Here is a 20,542-nt window from a genome sequence, read left to right as displayed (position 1 = left end):
TTGCATGCCGTCCTAAGGCAATCCCAGAGCATCCTCATGTCCGATAACCGTCTGAACCTAGCAGAGCTGAAAGCCAAGAGCCCGAAAGAGCTTGTGAATATGGCTGAAGAGCTTGAAATCGAAAACGCGTCAACGATGCGCAAGGGCGAGATGATGTTCTCGATCCTGAAAGAGCTGGCGGATGATGAATGGATCATCGGCGGTGATGGCGTGCTTGAAGTCGTACAAGACGGGTTTGGTTTCCTGCGGTCCCCGGAAGCGAACTATCTGTCTGGACCTGACGATATCTATGTCTCACCCGATATGATCCGCAAGTATTCGCTGCGGACAGGTGACACGATCGAAGGGATCATTCAGGCGCCTGGCGAGAACGAAAACTATTTTGCGATCACGTCGGTTGAGGAAATCAACTTTGGCGATCCGGAACTGGCGAAACACAAGGTCGCATTCGACAACCTGACACCGCTTTACCCCGATGAGCGTTTGAAGATGGAGATCGAAGATCCCACCATAAAGGACCGCTCGGCCCGGATCATCGACCTTGTGTCGCCGATCGGTAAAGGGCAGCGGGCGCTGATCGTTGCGCCGCCCCGGACAGGTAAAACCGTGCTGTTGCAAAACATCGCCCATTCGATCGAAACCAATCACCCGGAATGCTATCTGATCGTTCTGCTGATCGACGAACGTCCGGAAGAGGTGACGGATATGCAGCGCTCAGTGAAAGGCGAGGTTGTTTCCTCGACTTTCGACGAGCCCGCGACCCGTCACGTGGCTGTGGCTGAAATGGTAATCGAGAAGGCTAAACGTCTAGTTGAGCATAAACGCGACGTTGTGATCCTGCTCGACTCGATCACCCGCCTTGGACGGGCCTTCAACACGACTGTGCCCTCCTCTGGTAAGGTTCTGACGGGTGGTGTGGATGCCAACGCATTGCAGCGCCCCAAGCGCTTCTTTGGGGCCGCACGGAACATCGAGGAGGGTGGATCGCTCACCATCATCTCAACTGCGCTGATCGACACCGGATCGCGCATGGACGAGGTGATCTTCGAAGAATTCAAAGGTACCGGTAACAGCGAGATTGTTCTGGATCGTAAAGTTGCAGACAAGCGCGTGTTCCCGGCCATCGACATTCTGAAATCCGGCACCCGGAAAGAAGAGCTGTTGGTGGACGCAAAAGATCTGCAGAAGACCTATGTCTTGCGCCGGATCCTGAACCCGATGGGCACCACAGATGCCATAGAGTTCCTGATCTCAAAACTCAAGCAGACCAAGTCGAATTCTGATTTCTTTGATTCGATGAACACGTAACTTATTGTTAAAATACAATGGGTTAGATATGGATACGATCTACTCTCTTGCAAGCGCCCGCGGGAAAGCGGGTGTCGCGGTGGTCCGGATTTCCGGGCCACACGCGTTTTCGGCTGCAAGCGGAATGGCGGGGAAATTGCCGCCCATTCGCAAAGCAGGCCTTCGCAGCCTAAAGGGTGCGGGCGACCACATTCTGGATGAAGCATTGGTCCTGTGTTTTGACGATGGCGCCAGCTTCACGGGGGAGCCGGTCGTTGAAATGCAGCTTCATGGATCGACGGCCGTGGTCCGGGCTGTTCTGGATGAATTGTCGACTTATCCAGATTTACGCTTGGCCGAGCCGGGAGAGTTCACCCGACGTGCGTTAGAGAACGAGCGGTTAGATTTGTCTCAGGTCGAAGGCCTGGCCGACCTTCTCGATGCTGAGACAGAGGCGCAGCGGCGGCAAGCTTTTGCCATTCTGTCCGGCGCTTTGGGTGATGTTGCTGAGGGCTGGAGGCGTGATCTCATCCGTGCCGCAGCCTTGTTGGAAGCCACCATAGATTTCGCAGACGAGGATGTACCGGTGGACGTTTCACCGGAAGTGAACGACCTTCTGGATGGTGTTCTAAAAACGCTTGCGAAAGAAACCGCCGGAACGCGGATCGCTGAGCGCATCCGTGATGGGTTTGAAGTCGCTATCGTTGGCGCGCCCAATGCGGGAAAATCAACGCTTCTGAATGCGCTGGCGGGGCGCGATGCGGCCATTACTTCCGAGATCGCAGGAACGACCCGCGATGTAATTGAAGTGCAGATGGAGCTTGCGGGGCTGCCAGTGACGGTACTGGACACCGCGGGGCTTCGAGAAGCGCAGGATAGTGTTGAAGCCATCGGCGTAGAGCGGGCCTTGGCGCGCGCGAACACCGCGGACTTGCGGATTTTCCTGATGTCTGATGACGGCCATGGTTTGCTCATAGATCCCCGGACCGATGATATCGTAGTGCAAGGCAAGGCAGACCTTCATGAGACCGACCGTTTGGCAGTCTCAGGTCTGACAGGTCAGGGCGTGGACAAGCTGGTAGAGCGCATCGGCGAATGTTTGGCAGATCGCGTCAAAGGGGCGGGAATCGCCACGCGCGCGCGACATCGGATTGCGATGGAGCGTGCGCTCTGTGCTTTGGAAGATGCTCGAATCGAGGTACAACACGGTCCCGAACGGGCAGAGATTGCAGCCGAAGAGATCCGAACCGCAACACGAGCCCTTGATAGTTTGGTAGGTCGTGTTGATGTAGAGCATCTGCTTGATGAAATCTTCGCGAGCTTTTGCCTTGGAAAATAGGCGCTCAGTAATTGGAATGGAGTGTTTCACGTGAAACATCGTGACTTTGATGTGATCGTGGTCGGTGGGGGCCACGCAGGTGCAGATGCAGCGCATGCGTCTGCGCGCCTTGGCGCGCGCACCGCCTTGATAACGCTCCGCAAAGAAGACTTGGGCGTAATGTCTTGTAACCCGGCGATCGGCGGTCTTGGAAAGGGTCACTTGGTCCGCGAGATTGACGCGTTGGACGGGTTGATGGGGCGCGTTGCGGATCAGGCGGGCATTCAATTTCGCCTGTTGAATCGTCGAAAAGGCCCAGCCGTACAAGGACCGCGCGCGCAGGCTGACCGAAAGCTCTATCGTGCCGCCATGCAGTCCGAGATTGCCGGCACGCAGAACCTGAAGGTCGTCGAAGGCGAGGCGGTCGATCTTTTGATGGACGGAAATCGCGCGGCTGGTGTTGTTCTGCACGATGGAAGCGAGCTTCGGTCTGCGGCGGTAATCCTTACCACCGGCACTTTCCTGCGTGGGGTGATTCATGTCGGGGACAAGCAGACCTCTGGTGGGCGGATGGGGGATCGCCCGTCCGTAAAGCTGGCCGAGCGGATCGACAGTTTTGGGCTTCCACTGGGGCGGTTGAAAACCGGGACACCACCACGTCTTGACGGCCGCACCATCAACTGGGACGTTCTTGACAGCCAGCCCGGTGACGACGACCCGGTGGTGTTTTCGTTTCTAAACACCAAGCCTTCTGCCCGCCAGATTTCCTGCGGGATCACGCATACAAATACGCAAACGCATGATATTATTAGGCAAAATCTAGAGATGTCGGCGATGTATGGTGGCCGCATTGATGGCGTCGGCCCGCGCTATTGCCCGTCAATCGAAGACAAGATTGTGCGGTTCGCAGACAAAGAGTCTCACCAAATCTTTCTGGAGCCTGAAGGGCTGAATGATCACACGGTTTATCCAAATGGGATCAGCACGTCGCTGCCAGTTGGTGTTCAGAACGCCTATGTCCGATCAATCTATGGGCTAGAACGTGCCGAAATCCTGCAGCCGGGCTACGCGATTGAATACGATTATGTTGACCCGCGCTCATTGAGCGAAACCCTTCAGCTTCGTGATGTGCCTGGACTTTATCTTGCGGGCCAGATCAATGGAACAACTGGCTATGAAGAGGCCGCGGCACAGGGCTTGATCGCGGGCTTAAACGCTGCATTGGCCGCTCAGGATCGCGACCCTGTCATTTTCTCTCGTTCGAATTCGTATATGGGCGTTATGGTCGATGACCTTATTACTCGTGGTGTGACCGAGCCCTATCGCATGTTCACATCACGGGCCGAATACCGCCTGTCTTTGCGTGCCGACAATGCAGACCAACGGCTGACGCCGCTTGGCGTTGCTCTGGGTCTGGTGGGGCAGACCCGCAAGAAGGCCTTTGAAACGAAGACCGAAGGCCTCGCATCTGCAAAGGACGCTTTGACGAAACGGACCTTCACACCACAAGATTTGGAAAAGCTTGGGATGACAGTCCGCAAGGATGGAACCAAACGCACCGCGTTCGATCTGTTGGCGTTTCCAAACGTTGACTATTCAATGATTGTGCAATTGGATCAATCTCTTGCAGAGATACCGTTCGAAATCCAGACACAGATTTCCCGGGATGCCATGTATGCGCACTACATTGAACGTCAGGCGCGCGACGTAGAGGCATTGCGGCGTGATGAAGCACACACAATTCCCGACGACTTCCGATACGATGAGCTGGAAGGTCTGTCGAACGAACTGGCTAGCAAACTGACACAAGCCCGCCCCGCAACTCTTGCCCAAGCTGGCCGGGTCGAAGGCATCACGCCGGCTGCGTTGACATTAATACTTGCCAAGTTGCGCCGAACTGCTCGAAAGCGATCAGCATGACGGGCAGGGGCCTGCTTGACGAAAGCGATGTTTCACGTGAAACAATGGAACGGCTTGAGGCCTATGCCGCTCTTTTGAAGAAGTGGAATCCAGCGATCAATCTGGTTGCGCCATCAACGATCGAGGCGCTCTGGTCGCGGCACTTTCTGGATTCGGCCCAGATTGCCGATCTGGCGCCTAAGTCCATAAAAACATGGTGCGATATGGGAACGGGTGGGGGGTTCCCCGGGCTTATCGTAGCGATTCTTGCCAAAGACCATGACCCGCTTCGGCAGACCATCTGTATAGAAAGCGACGTTCGAAAGGCTACGTTTCTTCGAACGGTAGTACGCGAAACGGGGATCAATGCAGAAATCCTGTCCGAGCGTATCGAGTCAGTGCCGCCATTGAGTGCAGAAATCGTTTCGGCACGCGCGCTTGCTCCCCTGAAGGCGCTTTTGAGCTATGCGGACCGGCATTTGGCGCCCGCTGGTCAGGGGCTGTTTCTGAAAGGCAAAAATTACCACGCGGAAGTGGAAGAAGCGCTTGAAACTTGGCGGTTTGAACTTGATACATACCCCAGCAAGACCAATCCGGATGCTGTTGTTTTGAAGATCGGAGAACTACGCCGTGCCTGATATTTTCAACGACCATGGTCCAAAAATCATTGCCATAACCAACCAGAAAGGCGGCGTTGGAAAAACGACAACGACCATCAATCTTGGCGCGGCGCTGGCTGAAGCGGGAAAAAAGGTTCTTTTGATTGACCTTGATCCGCAAGGCAACGCGTCGACCGGGTTGGGCGTCGAGGTCGCTGATCGCAAGCTAACAACCTATGACTTGCTCTTGGAAGAGGCGCCGTTGATCGAGGTCTTGCAGGAGACAGATGTAGAGAACCTTTTGATTGCTCCAGCCACCACTGACCTTTCATCCGCTGATATCGAGTTGGTTTCTAACGAAAAACGCAGCCACCTTCTGCACGATGCCGTGCGGGCTTCGGGGTTAAGTGATCTCAATCTCGACTATGTGCTGATTGACTGCCCGCCATCGCTAAACCTGTTGACGGTAAATGCTCTGGTTGCAGCGGATAGTGTTCTGATCCCACTTCAAAGCGAGTTTTTTGCTTTGGAGGGGTTGTCGCAGCTGATGCTAAGCATTCGCGAAGTGCGGCAGACGGCAAATCCCGCCCTGCGGATAGAAGGCGTTGTTTTGACAATGTTTGACACACGCAACAACCTGTCTCGTCAGGTCGAGGCGGATGCGCGCGATAACTTGGGCGATCTGGTGTTCAAAACCATGATCCCGCGCAATGTGCGCGTCAGCGAAGCGCCCTCTTTCGCCCTTCCTGTCTTGATGTATGATCCGCTATCAAAAGGCAGCAAAGCCTATCGCGATTTGGCGAAAGAGCTGTCGAAACGAAATGTAAGAGGCTGATATGAGCAAGAATCAAAAGCAACGCGGTTTGGGTCGCGGCCTGTCTGCGCTGATGGCTGATGTCACGACCGAGGAAACAACGACCGCTCAGACACCACGTCGCGCGGATCTTGTTGTTCCGGTCGAAAAGATTACCCCCAACCCAGAACAGCCACGCCGTCGTTTTACAGAAGAGCAATTGGAAGACCTGGCTGCGTCGATCCGTGAAAAAGGGGTCATCCAGCCGTTGATCGTTCGTCCAAAGGCGGGTGGTAATGGCGAATTTGAGATTGTTGCGGGGGAACGGCGCTGGCGTGCGTCTCAGATGGCAAAACTGCATGAACTACCTGTTATTGTTAGAGAATATAGCGACACAGAGGCCCTTGAGGTTGCTATTATCGAAAACATCCAGCGTGCTGATCTGAATGCAATTGAAGAGGCCGCTGGCTACCGCGACCTGATGGACCGGTTTGGCCATACGCAAGAAAAAGTGTCGGAAGCGCTGGGAAAAAGCCGCAGCCACATTGCAAACCTTTTGCGACTGCTGAACCTGCCTGAAGAGGTGCAAAGTTTTGTGCGTGACGGCAAGCTAAGTGCTGGTCATGCGCGGACATTGGTGACGGCCGATAATCCAATTGATCTGGCTCGACAGATCATCGCAAAGGGTCTTTCCGTTCGTGCTGCCGAAGCGTTGGCGAAGTCACCCAAGACAGCTAGCGTCAAAAAGCCCCGGCCAAAAGCCGAGAAAGACGCCGACACTCGTGCGCTTGAAGGCGATCTGTCGGCGAATCTGGGAATGAAGGTTCAGATCGATCACGCGCCGGGTGGAGAATCGGGCACGGTTACAGTTCGCTATAGCTCACTGGATGATCTGGATACGTTGTGCGGGAAGCTGTCGACTTAACCAGGGATCAGTTCGCGGAGAATGCCATTTAAAACTGGGCGCCCCTTATCAGTGGCCACGAGCATGTGGTCTTTTACCTCGATGAGGCCAAGGCTTTGTAAGTCATTGATTTTTAATATATTTACGTCTGTACAAAGTTGTTTTTCCAAGCGCTTGAGGTCAACCCCCTCGACGGTACGCAGCCCCATCAGCAGGAATTCCGTCACCTGTTCGTCGCGTGGTATGCGGGCCCTAGCGCTCTCGCCGTTCCCCGACGCTGCTGCGGATAGCCAATTGTTGGGCGCAAGGGCGGTTTCTGTTGAGAACCGAGCCGCGCCGAGCGTTAGGCGTCCGTGCGCGCCGGGACCAATACCGACCCAATCTCCAGACCGCCAGTAGATGCGATTGTGTTGACTTTCCTGACCGGGCTTGGCGTGGTTCGAAACTTCGTACGCAGGAAGGCCGGCGGCGTCGCAGATCGACTGGGTTAGAAAATACATGTCCGTTGCAAGGTCTTCATCAGGCAGACCATGAAGTTTTCCGGCGTCAAGCCGCGCGCCGAAAGCGGTGCCGGGTTCGATGGTCAGTTGATAAAGCGACAAATGATCCGGGCCGTAGTCAAGCGCGGCCTGTAGCTCTGTCTTCCATTCGTCAAAGCTCTGATCCTGGCGCGCATAGATCAGGTCGAAACTAACCCGGTCAAACAGCGACTTCGCCAAGGTTAGAGCATGTTTTGCTTCGGCCGCCGTGTGAAGCCGCCCCAACCGTTTCAAGTCGCCGTCGTTTAACGCCTGAATGCCGATAGAGATCCGATTGACCCCTGCCGCTTTGTAGCCTGCAAAGTTCTTTGCCTCAATCGACGTTGGGTTTGCCTCCAGCGTGATCTCGATGTTATTGGCGAAGGTCCAGTGGTGCGCAGCCCGTTCAATGATAGCGCCCACCGTTTCCGGTGCCATCAGGCTGGGAGTGCCGCCGCCGAAGTAAATCGAACTCAGGATGCGATCGGGTGTTTCCGCCGCATAGCGGTCGATTTCGGAGACATAGGCATCCAACCAGGCATCGTGGTCGATGGACGAGACCACATGGCTGTTGAAGTCACAATAAGGGCACTTGGCCTGGCAAAAGGGCCAGTGGACATAAAGCCCAAAGCCGCCAATCTGCCAATTCTCAAGCAAAAGCGCCCCGCACAAGTTTGGTGAAGGCATCGGCGCGATGGCTTATTTCATGTTTCTTATCCGGGTCCATTTCACCAAAGGTGATATCATAGCCGTCGGGAATAAAAATGGGGTCATAGCCAAAACCCAGATCACCCCGCATCGGCCATGTCAGGTGACCATTGACGCTGCCTTCAAACACTTCGTCATGCCCATCGGGCCAAGCCAGACACAAGGTCGCGCAAAACTTCGCCAGACGCGGTTGCGGGATGTTTTTCTGTTCCAGCAAAGCCCAGGTTTTTTCCATCGCCATCGGAAAATCGCGCCCGTTGCGCGTTTCAGCCCAATCTGCCGTGTATACGCCCGGCGCCCCGTTCAGCCCGTCTACCATAATACCGCTGTCGTCAGATAAAGCAGGCAAGCCCGAGGCTTTGGCTGCAAAATGCGCCTTGATCCGGGCGTTGCCGACAAAGGTGTCTTCGGTTTCTTCAGGTTCTTCAAGTCCGAGAGCGCCCGCTGATGTGACCTTGACGCCGAAGGGTTCTAGCAGCGCAGATATTTCACGCAGCTTGCCCTCATTATGGGTCGCGATAACGAGCTGGTCGCCCTCGAACTTACGCATCAGGACGTGGCCTCAAGCTGCGCGGTCACAAGTTGTGAAACACCCAAGTCAGCGAGATCCATCAACTCGTTCATCTGGGTGCGGGTGAAGGTCGAGCCCTCTGCAGACATCTGCACTTCGATCAGCTTCGGACCACAAAGAACGAAGTTGCCATCGACACCAGCTTCTGAATCTTCGGGATAATCCAGATCAAGAACCGGTTGACCGGCATAGATACCGCAGGACACGGCTGCAACGGGGTCCATCAACGGGTCAGCTGTGATGTCCTTGGCCTTGAGCAGCTTGTTGACTGCAAGGCGAAGCGCAACCCATCCGCCGGTGATCGCGGCACAGCGCGTGCCGCCATCGGCCTGAATGACATCACAATCAACGGTAATCTGGCGTTCGCCAAGGCCAACCAGATCGACGCCCGCACGCAGCGAACGGCCGATCAGGCGTTGAATTTCGACGGTGCGCCCGCCCTGCTTGCCCGAGGCGGCCTCGCGACGCATCCGCGACCCGGTCGATCTTGGCAACATGCCGTATTCCGCCGTGACCCAACCCTTGCCGGAATTGCGCAAAAATGGCGGCACACGCTCCTCAAGCGAGGCGGTGCACAGCACATGTGTGTCGCCTATTTTGATCATGCACGACCCTTCGGCATGTTTTGTGACTCCGGTCTCGATTGAAATCGGGCGCATTTGATCTAGATTCCGACCTGACGGGCGCATGGGCTTCCCCCTTTGTTTCATGTTCAAAGGCGTGATACCCATGGCTCTGGCGAAAAGGCAAGGCGATTGCGCATGGAAGACGGCCCCGATCTGATGAGCAACATGAACACCCGGTCGCGTGAGGTGTTTCGAAGTGTTGTTGAAAGTTACCTGAGTACTGGCGCGCCGGTAGGATCGCGGACCCTGACTCGCGCCTTGACCGAAAAGGTCAGCGCAGCAACGATTCGCAACGTCATGCAAGACCTGGAGTTTATGGGCTTGTTGGGCAGTCCACATATCTCGGCTGGGCGGATTCCGACTGAGCTAGGGCTGCGGATGTTCGTCGATGGGCTGTTGGAAGTGTCCAACTTGGATCAAGGAGATCGCCAGAAAATCGATGCCACAGTTGGGAAAACCGATAGCAATATCAACACGATGATGGATCGGGTCGGATCAGCGCTGTCTGGCATTACAGCAGGGGCTAGTCTTGTTCTGACGCCGAAACACGAAGCTCCGATCAAACATATCGAGTTTGTGTCGCTGGGCGCGGATCGGGCCTTAGTGGTGTTGGTCTTTGCAGACGGGCACGTGGAAAACCGTGTTTTCACGCCACCCATCGGGCAAACGCCGTCTTCAATGCGTGAGGCTGCAAATTTCCTGAATGCTTTGGCCGAAGGGCGCACAATATCAGAGCTTCAAAGCATTGTAACGCATGAGATCAAAAAGCGCCGGCAAGAATTAGATGTTCTGGCGCAGGATCTCGTGAAAAGCGGTGCGGCGCTTTGGGAAAATGAAGGTCAGACTTATGAGCGCCTGATTGTCCGTGGGCGTTCGAATCTTCTGGCCGAGGATGCGGAGGCTGCTGATCTTGAGAAGATAAAAACCCTGTTTGACGACCTTGAACGCAAGCGAGATATCGCAGAATTCCTTGAACTGGCCGATCAAGGCGAGGGTGTGCGCATTTTTATTGGGTCAGAGAACAAACTTTTCTCACTTTCGGGTTCCTCTTTGGTGGTTTCCCCATATATGAACTCTGATCGAAAGATCATTGGTGCAGTTGGGGTCATCGGGCCCACGCGATTGAACTATGGACGGATTGTTCCCATCGTGGATTACACTGCGCAACTGATCGGCAAGATGATCTCGGATCGAAGGTAAAGGCGAAGAGATGGCTGACGCAAAAAACGATGCAGTAGAGAACTTGGACGCAGCGATTGAAGAGCTGATGACCGAGGAAGTGAATATTGACCTGACCGAAGGTGACGTGGTCGACGAGCTTGAGGCACTGCGTGCCGAGCGCGATGAGTTCAAGGACCGCTTCATGCGGGCTTTGGCAGACGCCGAGAATACGCGCAAGCGTGGTGAACGGGATCGACGTGAAGCCGAACAGTACGGCGGCTCAAAACTGGCACGAGATATGTTGCCGATTTATGACAACATGAAACGCGCGCTCGAAGCGGCTGGTGATGCTGGCGACGGCGCCAAAGCGCTTGTCGAAGGTGTCGAGTTGACCATGCGGTCGCTGCTGAACATCTTTGAAAAGCACGGCATCCGCCTGCTGTCACCGGAGGTGGGCGACAAGTTTGACCCAGAGGTGCACGAGGCGATGTTTGAAGCACCGCTGCCGGGCACAAAGTCGGGCGACATCATTCAGGTGGCGGGCGAAGGCTTCATGCTGCACGACCGGTTGTTGCGCCCCGCGCAGGTCGGTGTGTCCTCGACTCCGAAATAAACCAACCCGAACAAAAACGCCTCCGGCTTCCGGGGGCGTTTCTTATTTACCGCCCAGCTTTTCCTTGAGCTGATACAGCAAGTTTAGTGCCTCAATCGGGCGCAAGCTGTCAGGTTGAATATCTGCCAATGCCAGCTCAACGTCCGAAGGCCCGGACGGCGGTGTTCGCGCCGGTGCAGGCGTTGCGGCAAACAGCGGTAGATCGTCAATGACCGCCTTCTGGCCGGTGCCTTCACGCTCGCCTTTCTCCAGCGCTTCCAAAACGACATTCGCACGCGCGATCACGCTGTCGGGCAGGCCAGCGAGTTTCGCCACCTGAACGCCATATGACCGATCCGCAGCGCCTTTGCGAACTTCGTGCAGAAACACGACCTCGCCCTCCCACTCTTTCACGGCGATGGTGGCGTTTTCGACGCCGTCCAGCTTCGCGGCCAGCTGTGTCATCTCATGGTAGTGGGTGGCGAACAGGGCGCGGCATTGGTTGGCGTCGTGCAAATGTTCCAGTGTGGCCCAAGCGATGGACAGCCCGTCATAGGTCGCAGTGCCGCGTCCGATTTCATCCAGAATCACCAGAGCCCGGTCATCGGCTTGGTTGAGGATGGCTGCGGTTTCGACCATCTCGACCATAAAAGTCGATCGGCCGCGGGCAAGATCGTCCGAGGCACCCACCCGGCTAAACAGCTGTGAAACAATGCCGATATGCGCAGATTTGGCGGGAACATAGCTGCCGCTTTGTGCCAGTAGGGCGATCAACGCGTTTTGCCGCAAGAAGGTTGATTTACCCGCCATGTTGGGACCAGTTAGAAGCCAGATATTTGCGCTTCGGTCGCCATCTGACAGATCACAATCATTGGCAATAAATGGCTCGCCGGATCGTATGAGTGCGGCTTCGACGACGGGGTGGCGTCCGGCCTGCACGTCAAAAACACGGCTGCTATCCACCTTTGGTGCCGTCCAGTTTTCCGACCTTGCCAAAGCCGCGAAACCGGCGGCAACATCCAGCTCAGCAAGCGCACGGGCGGTAGCGGCAATTTCAGCTGCCTGACCCAAAATTTGCGCAACCAAGGCGGAATAGAGCCGTTTCTCGATCTCTAATGACCGATTGCCGGCATTCAGAATTTTGGTTTCCATGTCGCTAAGCGCGACCGTGGTGAACCGCACCGCATTGGCTGTGGTTTGCCGGTGGATATAGTGCTCGGACAACTGTGCGCCCAACATCTTTTGCGCATGGGTGGCGGTCGTTTCGATGAAATACCCCAACACGTTGTTGTGCTTGATCTTCAGGCTACTGATGCCTGTGTGCTCGGCATATTGCGCCTGCATCCCAGCAATCACACCGCGCCCTTCATCGCGTAGCTGGCGCGCTTCGTCCAAATCGGCGTCGTAGCCCGGCGCGATAAAGCCACCATCGCGGGCCAGAAGCGGTGGCTCGGCAACCAAAGCTTCGTCCAGCAGGTGCGACAGGGCCTCATGACCAACAAGGGCACTTGCGGCTTTAGAAAGAATGTCCGGCATATCCTGGTCCGAGAGCATCGTGGCGATCTCAGCTGCCGCTTCGATGCCGTTGCGCAGGGCGGCCAGATCACGCGGCCCGCCTCTCTCAAGGCCAAGACGCGACAGCGCCCGGTCGATATCAGGTACATTGCGCAGCGCAGCGCGCGCGCCCTCGGTCAGTCGCAGAGCGTCTTTGAAGAATGCGACCGTGTCCAGCCGGGCGTGAATTTCCTGCAGATCGCAAGACGGGCTGGACAGCCGCCGCTCTAGCAACCGGCCACCCCCGGCGGTGACTGTGCGGTCGATTACGGACAAAAGCGAGCCATCGCGCCCACCGGAAAGGCTGTGCGTCAGTTCAAGATTGCGGCGTGTTGCGGCGTCAATCTGCATCGTGCCATGGGCGAGTTCGCGCACTGGCGGACGCAGCAGCGGCAGCTTGCCCTTCTGCGTTATGTCCAGATACTCGACGATGGCGCCCATCGCACCAATCTCGGCGCGGCTAAAGGTGCCAAATGCGTCAAGCGACCCAATCTTGAACAGCTCCAGCAGTCGTTTCTCTGCTCCAGAACTGTCAAAGGCTGCCCGCCCCAAATCCGTGCCCGAGGCGCCTGATTCAGTGACTAATTCACCTAACATGGCGCTAAGATCGTCGCATAAAACCAACTCGCGCGGTGCTAAGCGGGCAAGTTCGGGCGACAGCCGGGTGCGCGTGCAAGGCATCACCCGAAATGCCCCGGTTGAGATATCGACCCACGCCAATGCGGCGTCGTCCCGTACCTCGTTATACGCTGCCAGAAAGTTGTGACGACGGGCATCAAGCAGGCTTTCTTCGGTCAACGTGCCGGGCGTGACAAGCCGAACCACATCACGCTTCACAACCGATTTCGACCCGCGCTTCTTGGCCTCGGCCGGATCTTCCATCTGTTCGCAGACCGCGACACGAAACCCCTTACGGATCAGAGTCAGAAGGTAGCCTTCGGCAGAATGCACCGGCACGCCACACATTGGGATGTCTTCACCCAGATGTTTGCCGCGTTTGGTCAGGGCGATGTCCAATGCCGCTGAGGCCGCAACAGCATCATCAAAGAATAGTTCGTAAAAATCGCCCATGCGATAGAACAGAAGCGCGTCGGGATAGCCTTTCTTGATCTCAAGAAACTGCGCCATCATCGGCGTGACTTTGGCCGTCGTATCGCTCACCTCAGATCCCCCATGGTCTGGTTTGCGCCAGACTATGGCCTTCACATCCGAGGTGAAAGGGGCATCAGAAGTTTTTGCGGCGCGAGACCCAATTCCAACTGGAGGCGCACATCTCATCCAGACCCAATTCCGCCTTGAAACCCAACAATTCGTCGGCAAGGCGAGGGTCGCCATAGACGCAGGCAACATCGCCGGCACGACGAGGCGCTATTCTGTAAGGTAGTTGGCGACCGGCGGCATGTTCATACGCCTTAACCATCTCAAGCACTGAATAGCCTGTACCAGTGCCAAGGTTCACAACATGCCCTTCGCCGGACTTCAAAAGCGCATCGACAGATTGCACATGCCCCCGCGCCAAATCGACCACGTGGATATAGTCGCGAATACCGGTGCCATCGGGCGTGTCGTAGTCATCGCCCCAGACGGAAAGCTGGCTTAGCTCACCCGTTGCGACTTTGGCAATATAGGGCACAAGATTGTTCGGAATGTCGTTGGGATCTTCGCCGATCAGCCCGGTTTCATGCGCGCCGACCGGATTGAAATATCGAAGAATACCAAAAGCCCACCGCTGATCAGACGCGGCAATCTGTTCCAGCGATTGCTCACAAACCAACTTGGAATAGCCATAGGGGTTGTTGAAACTGCGAGGCGCGGTCTCTTTCACCGGAAGCTGATCGGGTTGGCCATAAACAGTCGCCGATGACGAAAAAACCAGTGTGAAAACATTGGCCCGCCGCATCGCGCCCAGAAGCGAATACAGCCCGGCGATGTTAGTGTTCAAATACTCGAACGGCTGCTCGACGCTTTCACCAACGGCCTTTAAGGCTGCGAAATGTATGACCGCGTCTATTTTATGATCCGAGAAGATGCGATCCAGAAGGTTACCGTCGAGCACGTCGCCTTCGATACAAACCACTGGTGCGCCGGTAATGATCTCCAGCCTGTCCGTCACATCCCTGCGAGCATTCGAAAAATTATCGAGGATGACCGGCTCATACCCAGCATCCTTCAGGGCGACGTAGGTATGCGACCCGATAAACCCCGCGCCGCCAGTGAGTAGGATCTTCTTAGACACGTGAAACCTCATGATCGTTGTCTGAGATATAGGCCGATTGTACCAAAAACGCACGCAAGAATGGGCGACGACACTTGGCGGGTGGTGAATGCGCTTAGACATTCGGGTTATTGCCGTTGCCTCGCCAGTTGGTTTCGTAAAATTACAAAACAATCTACCTTCACGACATAAAATTTCTCTAAATACGGTTGAGGCCACGCCGGACCCCCTGTATGGGTTATCGTCGAAATCGATATGATAAAGGCCGCCAAATATGCCCAAAGCAAAGATTACGTCGGAGGAGGCGCTTGCCTTCCATTTGGACCCTGTGCCCGGCAAGTTCGAGGTTACGCCCTCTGTCCCCATGACAACCCAGCGCGATCTGTCTTTGGCCTATAGCCCGGGCGTCGCGGTCCCGTGTGAATCCATCGCAGCGGACCCCCAGACGGCCTATGACTATACAAACAAAGGCAATCTAGTGGCTGTCATCTCGAACGGAACCGCGGTTCTGGGGTTGGGCAACCTTGGTGCGCTGGCGTCAAAGCCGGTGATGGAAGGCAAGGCGGTGTTGTTCAAACGTTTCGCCGACGTGAATTCGATTGATATTGAACTCGACACCGAAGACCCGGAAGCATTCATCAATGCCGTAAAGCTGATGGGTCCGACGTTTGGCGGCATCAACCTTGAGGATATTAAAGCGCCCGAGTGTTTCATTATTGAACAGCGTCTGAAGGAAGAGATGGATATTCCCGTCTTCCACGATGATCAGCACGGCACGGCGGTTATCTGCGCTGCGGGGTTGATGAACGCACTGCACCTGTCTGGTAAGAAAATCGAAGATTGCCGCATCGTCGCCAATGGTGCGGGCGCCGCAGGGATCGCTTGCATTGAACTGATCAAAGCAATGGGCGCAAAGCATGACAATTGTATTGTCTGTGACACCAAGGGCGTCATTTATCAGGGCCGCAAGGACGGGATGAACCAGTGGAAGTCGGCCCATGCCGCCAATACAGAATTGCGGACGCTTGAAGAGGCGATGGAGGGCGCAGACGTCTTTCTTGGCGTATCGGTCAAAGGCGCAGTGACACAGGAAATGGTTGCGTCAATGGCAGACAATCCGGTGATCTTTGCGATGGCAAATCCTGATCCGGAAATTACACCAGAGGAGGCACACGAGGTGCGCAATGACGCGATCGTTGCCACCGGCCGGTCAGACTATCCCAATCAGGTCAATAATGTGCTGGGGTTCCCATACCTGTTTCGCGGCGCTCTGGACATCAACGCACGTGCAATCAACGACGAGATGAAGATCGCCTGCGCACGCGCGCTTGCAGAATTGGCGCGCGAAGATGTTCCGGACGAGGTCGCGATGGCTTACGGCAAGAAACTGACCTTTGGCCGGGACTACATTATTCCCACGCCGTTTGATCCGCGATTGATCTATGTGATCCCGCCGGCTGTGGCGCGGGCCGGGATGGACACCGGCGTCGCGCGCCGCCCGATCATCGATATGGATGGTTATGAAATGTCCCTGAAGGCGAGAATGGATCCGACAGCGTCCATCCTTCGTGGGATCACTGCGCGGGCACGAAAGAACCAGGCGACGATGATCTTTGCTGAAGGCGATACGCCTCAGGTTCTGCGCGCGGCCGTTCAGTATCAGCGCAATGGGCATGGGCGCGCATTGGTAGTCGGACGCGAGGAAGAGGTTAAGTCCAGGTTGGTCGGCTTGGGGCTGGCAGATGCCGTGCGCGAGCTGCACGTCGTGAATGCGGCAAATACCGACCATATGCCGGTCTACAAAGACTTCCTTTACGAACGGCTGCAGCGCAAAGGGTTTGACCACCATGATATTCACCGCCTGGCGGCGCGTGACCGGCACGTTTTTGCATCCCTGATGCTGGCGCATGGTCATGGTGATGGTTTGATTACCGGTGCGACCCGCAAATCGGCTTATGTTCTGGACCGTATTAACCATGTCTTTGATGCCCGTGCGACAGACGGCGCTGTTGGCGTGACGGTGCTTCTTCACAAAGGGCGCATTGTACTTATTGCAGATACGCTGGTTCACGAATGGCCAGAAACTGAGGACCTTGCCAACATCGCAGAACGTGCTGCCGCCGTTGCACGTGGGCTTGGGTTGGAGCCGCGCGTGGCTTTCGTTAGCTTTTCGACCTTTGGGTATCCGGTGTCGGAGCGTGCGGAGAAGATGCACGAAGCCCCCGCTATTTTGGAAAAGCGTGGTGTTGATTTTGAATTCGACGGCGAGATGACAGTCGACGTAGCCCTGAATGCTGAGGTGATGGCGCATTATCCGTTCTGCCGTTTGTCTGGTCCGGCCAACGTTCTGGTGGTGCCTGCGCGGCACTCGGCTTCGATCTCGGTCAAGATGATGCAGGAACTGGCGGGCGCAACGGTTATCGGCCCGATCTTGTCGGGCATTGACCAGCCTATCCAGATCTGTTCGACCAATTCTACGTCGAACGACATTTTGAATATGGCCGTTCTGGCAGCCGCGCGGCTGGGTGAAAAATAAACTCAGCCGTTTGACCGACTTTGGTGCATGCCCCTATCGTGGGGCATGCGTTATTTCTTGACCCATTGGCACGGGCACCACCCGTTGAACCGCTCATTCTGGGTGCACGGCGTTTTGTTACGTCTTGCCGTATACGGCGCGATAGCCCTGCTGACATGGGTCCAACCGCTGCCCAAAGCCCTTTTGTACGCGGCAATTGCAACAGATATGCTGCTGATGATCTGGCAAAGTGTCGGCTATTTCCGGGCCGCGGAGCACAGCCTTTCCGGCTCCAGCTCTATGCTGCCCCTTTGGGGTGGGATCGTCGCGCTAATCGTGGCCGTCGCTGTGATGCTGTCACAGTGGTGGGGGTTGGTGCTGGCGGCAAATGCCCCCCCGAAAGAGGAGCTCTACTCGGCCAAGATGGATCGGCTGCGCGCCGCGCTGTATACGATGTCCATCGACGAGGCGCGTCAGGCGGTGTCTTTTAAGGGCGAGCTGACGCATGGAGTCACCAAGCGGTTGGCGGCGTATTTGGCTGATAACACCCACCTTACAGCCCTGCACTTGGATAGCCCCGGAGGAAATATCTTTGAAGCGCGTGGGCTGGCAAAACTGGTTGTTTCCGCAGGGCTAGACACACATGTTGAAACCAGCTGCAGTTCGGCCTGCACGATTGTCTTTATCGCCGGCACGCGCCGAACCCTGCAACTGAATGCGCGTCTGGGGTTTCATAGCTATGCATTGATGGACGCAGCTAAACTGCCGCAGTTCGACGTGCATGCCGAGCAGAAGCGCGATGCGGATTTTTTCAGTCAGCAGGGTGTCTCTGCCGACTTCGTATCCCGACTGTATGACAGCCCGAACCAGTCGATCTGGTTTCCTGAGCGAGACGAGCTTTTGCGCGCAAATGTTCTGACCGCCGAACCGTAGCAGCCAAAAAGAAAACACCCCGCCAGAACTTCTGACGGGGCGCTTCGGCAGTCTTGTCAAGCGGGCCTAGCCGATGATGGCGTTCAGCGTGGCGCTGGGCCGCATCACTTTCGCTTTCTTCTCTACGCTCGGGTGATAATAGCCACCGATATCCGCTGCTGGCCCTTGGACCGCGGCGATTTCGGACAGGATGGCGCCTTCACCGTCCGCCAGAGCTTTTGCAACCGGGGCAAATTCTGCTGCAATCGCGGTGTCGTCGGTTTGCGCGGCCAAAGCCTCGGCCCAGTAGCGGGCGAACCAATAGTGGCTGTCGCGGTTGTCCGGCTCGCCCACCTTACGTGACGGCGAGCGGTTGTTGTCCAAAATACCCTGAGTGGCATCCTCGGCGGCGCGACCCAGAACACCGGCCTTGGCGTTCCCTTTTGCGTCGGCAAGGAAGTTCAGGCTTTCACCCAATGCGCAGAACTCACCCATCGAATCCCAGCGCAGGTGGTTTTCTTCGACCAGCTGTTGCACGTGTTTCGGTGCAGAGCCGCCAGCACCGGTTTCAAACAGACCGCCGCCTTGCATCAGCTTCACGATCGACAGCATCTTGGCCGAGGTACCAAGCTCGAGGATCGGGAACAAGTCGGTCAGATAGTCGCGCAGCACATTGCCGGTGATGGCAATGCTGTCGTTACCTGCAGTGATGGTTTTCAACGATTGGCGCGTGGCTTCGCGCGGGGCCATGATCTGGAATTTGTCCGCCACACCGGCCGCTTTCAACGCGGGTTCGACATATTTGATCAGCTCGGCATCATGGGCACGGTTTGCGTCCAGCCAGAAGATTGATTCCGATCCGGTCAGGCGTTGACGGTCCATCGCCAATTCGATCCAGTTTTCAATGGGGGCCTTCTTCACAGTGCAGGCGCGCCAGATATCGCCGGCCTCAACATCGTGGCTGTGCAGCGTGTCACCATTTGCCAGAACTACGCGGATCGATCCATCGGCGGGCGCTTCAAACGTGGTGGGGTGCGAGCCATATTCTTCGGCCTTTTGGGCCATCAGCCCAACATTGGCGACGGCACCTGCGGTCGCAACATCCAGCGCCCCGTTTTCTTTGAAGAAGTTAATCGATTCGTCATAGACGGTCGCATAGCAGCGGTCGGGGATCACACAATTGGTGTCGCCCTTCTTGCCCGCGGCATCCCAGCCTTTGCCACCTGCGCGGATCACAGCGGGCATCGAGGCGTCGATGATCACATCTGACGGGACGTGCAGGTTGGTGATGCCTTTGTCCGAGTCGACCATATACATGGCGGGACGATCAGCGGTCACAGCTTTGATGGCGGCCATGATATCGGCGTCGTCTTCGACACGCTCCAGCAGGTCACCCAAGCCAGAGTTCGGATTGACACCCAGCGCGTCCAGTTTGTCGCCAAACTTGTCGAACACAGGGGCCAACCAAGCTTTAACGGCATGGCCAAAGATGATCGGGTCCGAGACCTTCATCATGGTCGCCTTCATGTGAAGCGAAAACATGGTGCCGTCGTTCTTGGTGTCTGCGATGGCGTCGGCCAGGAACGCGCCCAGCGCACGCGCGGACATGTAGGTCGCATCGGCAATCGTGCCCTCGTCCAGCGCCCAGCTGTCCTTCAGGACGGTAACGCCGCCGTCCTTTGCGACAAATTCGATCTTCGCATTGCCAGCTTGGGCCGCAGAGATAGTGGCGGACTTCTCATTTGCATAGAAATCATTGCCCGGCATGGACGAGACTTTGGTCTTGCTGTCCGACGACCATTCCCCCATCGAATGCGGGTTTTTCTGAGCAAAGTTTTTCACGGCCTTGGCCGCGCGGCGGTCAGAGTTGCCTTCGCGCAATACCGGGTTCACGGCCGAACCTTTGATCGCGTCGTAACGCGCACGGATTGCTTTTTCGTCGTCGGTTTTCGGCTCTTCGGGATAATCGGGCAGCTTATAGCCCTGCGACTGAAGCTCCTCCACGGCGGCCACAAGCTGCGGGACCGAGGCCGAAACGTTCGGCAGCTTGATGACGTTTGCGTCAGGCGTTTTCACCAGTTTGCCCAGCTCGGCCAGATCATCGGATTGGCGTTGGGCGTCGGTCAGGTTTTCTGGGAACGCCGAAATGATGCGGGCAGCCAGGGAAATATCCTTGGTGCCAACCGTTACGCCAGCCGCCGATGCGAAGCGCTTGATGATTGGCAGGAACGATGCGCTGGCCAGCTCGGGCGCTTCGTCTACGATGGTATACAGAATGTCTGGTTGCGATGTATCGGTCATATCAGGACACCTCTTTTTTCGCGGAGAGCTTCACCACGGGGTCAATTCCCAAACGGTGAAAGGTGAAAT

Annotated in this window: 16 protein-coding genes; 10 read left to right on the top strand and 6 right to left on the bottom strand. The window is 56.2% G+C overall.

The window, feature by feature from the left end; translation table 11 throughout:
• Positions 1–36: 36 nt before the first annotated feature.
• From rho to K3556_RS00305, 6 genes are read left to right on the top strand one after another with little or no spacing between them, the layout of a single operon-like run.
• On the top strand, positions 37–1,308 hold the full coding sequence (gene rho, locus K3556_RS00330; RefSeq protein ID WP_260517753.1) for a transcription termination factor Rho: 1,272 nt from the start codon (positions 37–39) through the stop codon (positions 1,306–1,308).
• Positions 1,309–1,336: 28 nt separating this feature from the next.
• Positions 1,337–2,626: a tRNA uridine-5-carboxymethylaminomethyl(34) synthesis GTPase MnmE gene (mnmE, locus tag K3556_RS00325; protein ID WP_260517752.1), complete on the top strand. Its 1,290-nt coding sequence runs from the start codon at positions 1,337–1,339 to the stop codon at positions 2,624–2,626.
• Between the two features lie 21 nt (positions 2,627–2,647).
• A complete protein-coding gene (mnmG, locus tag K3556_RS00320) occupies positions 2,648–4,525 on the top strand; it encodes a tRNA uridine-5-carboxymethylaminomethyl(34) synthesis enzyme MnmG (RefSeq protein ID WP_260517751.1) in 1,878 nt (625 codons plus the stop codon).
• Between the two features lie 44 nt (positions 4,526–4,569).
• A complete protein-coding gene (gene rsmG / locus K3556_RS00315; protein WP_260517750.1) occupies positions 4,570–5,142 on the top strand; it encodes a 16S rRNA (guanine(527)-N(7))-methyltransferase RsmG in 573 nt (190 codons plus the stop codon).
• Positions 5,135–5,938, top strand: coding sequence for a ParA family protein (locus K3556_RS00310; RefSeq protein WP_260517749.1), 804 nt, complete (start codon positions 5,135–5,137; stop codon positions 5,936–5,938). The genes rsmG and K3556_RS00310 overlap by 8 nt, the downstream gene beginning before the upstream one ends.
• A 1-nt stretch (position 5,939) precedes the next feature.
• Positions 5,940–6,821, top strand: coding sequence for a ParB/RepB/Spo0J family partition protein (locus tag K3556_RS00305; protein WP_260517748.1), 882 nt, complete (start codon positions 5,940–5,942; stop codon positions 6,819–6,821).
• On the opposite strand, the gene hemW is transcribed toward K3556_RS00305, so the two are convergent.
• Genes hemW through rph form a run of 3 tightly spaced genes read right to left on the bottom strand, consistent with a single transcriptional unit; the run spans position 6,818 to position 9,286 of the window.
• Positions 6,818–8,005 (bottom strand): radical SAM family heme chaperone HemW, encoded by a 1,188-nt coding sequence (gene hemW / locus K3556_RS00300; RefSeq protein WP_260517747.1) that lies wholly within the window; start codon positions 8,003–8,005, stop codon positions 6,818–6,820. The genes K3556_RS00305 and hemW overlap by 4 nt on opposite strands.
• Positions 7,968–8,576, bottom strand: coding sequence for an RdgB/HAM1 family non-canonical purine NTP pyrophosphatase (gene rdgB, locus K3556_RS00295; RefSeq protein ID WP_260517746.1), 609 nt, complete (start codon positions 8,574–8,576; stop codon positions 7,968–7,970). Before rdgB ends, hemW begins: the two co-directional genes overlap by 38 nt.
• Positions 8,576–9,286 carry a ribonuclease PH gene (gene rph, locus K3556_RS00290; protein WP_260517745.1) on the bottom strand — a complete coding sequence of 237 codons (711 nt, stop codon included), beginning with the start codon at positions 9,284–9,286 and terminating at the stop codon, positions 8,576–8,578. Before rph ends, rdgB begins: the two co-directional genes overlap by 1 nt.
• 72 nt (positions 9,287–9,358) lie before the next feature.
• Here rph and hrcA point away from each other — a divergent pair, with 72 nt between their 5' ends.
• Both hrcA and K3556_RS00280 read left to right on the top strand, forming a co-directional pair.
• On the top strand, positions 9,359–10,423 hold the full coding sequence (gene hrcA, locus K3556_RS00285; RefSeq protein ID WP_260517744.1) for a heat-inducible transcriptional repressor HrcA: 1,065 nt from the start codon (positions 9,359–9,361) through the stop codon (positions 10,421–10,423).
• 10 nt (positions 10,424–10,433) lie between these two features.
• A complete protein-coding gene (locus K3556_RS00280; RefSeq protein ID WP_260517743.1) occupies positions 10,434–10,997 on the top strand; it encodes a nucleotide exchange factor GrpE in 564 nt (187 codons plus the stop codon).
• Between the two features lie 42 nt (positions 10,998–11,039).
• On the opposite strand, the gene mutS is transcribed toward K3556_RS00280, so the two are convergent.
• Both mutS and galE read right to left on the bottom strand, forming a co-directional pair.
• Complete coding sequence (mutS, locus tag K3556_RS00275) at positions 11,040–13,661, bottom strand: DNA mismatch repair protein MutS (protein WP_260519274.1); 2,622 nt, start codon at positions 13,659–13,661, stop codon at positions 11,040–11,042.
• A gap of 94 nt (positions 13,662–13,755) precedes the next feature.
• Entirely contained in the window at positions 13,756–14,766 is a 1,011-nt protein-coding gene (galE, locus tag K3556_RS00270; RefSeq protein ID WP_260517742.1) for a UDP-glucose 4-epimerase GalE, read from the bottom strand.
• Between the two features lie 253 nt (positions 14,767–15,019).
• Between galE and K3556_RS00265 the strand changes: the two genes are divergently transcribed.
• Positions 15,020–17,281 (top strand): NADP-dependent malic enzyme, encoded by a 2,262-nt coding sequence (locus tag K3556_RS00265; protein WP_260517741.1) that lies wholly within the window; start codon positions 15,020–15,022, stop codon positions 17,279–17,281.
• Positions 17,282–17,326: 45 nt separating this feature from the next.
• Positions 17,327–18,193, top strand: a complete 867-nt coding sequence (locus K3556_RS00260; RefSeq protein ID WP_260517740.1) for a hypothetical protein — start codon at positions 17,327–17,329, stop codon at positions 18,191–18,193.
• Between the two features lie 66 nt (positions 18,194–18,259).
• Here K3556_RS00260 and K3556_RS00255 read toward each other — a convergent pair whose 3' ends face one another.
• The gene (locus K3556_RS00255; RefSeq protein ID WP_260517739.1) at positions 18,260–20,473 is read right to left on the bottom strand and encodes an NADP-dependent isocitrate dehydrogenase; all 2,214 of its coding nucleotides are present in this window, start codon (positions 20,471–20,473) and stop codon (positions 18,260–18,262) included.
• Positions 20,474–20,542 lie beyond the last annotated feature (69 nt).

Source organism: Aliiroseovarius sp. M344 (assembly GCF_025140835.1).
Lineage (GTDB): Bacteria > Pseudomonadota > Alphaproteobacteria > Rhodobacterales > Rhodobacteraceae > Aliiroseovarius.
The sequence above is the reverse complement of the archived record's forward strand: the minus strand, read 5'-3'. Positions and strand labels throughout refer to the sequence as shown.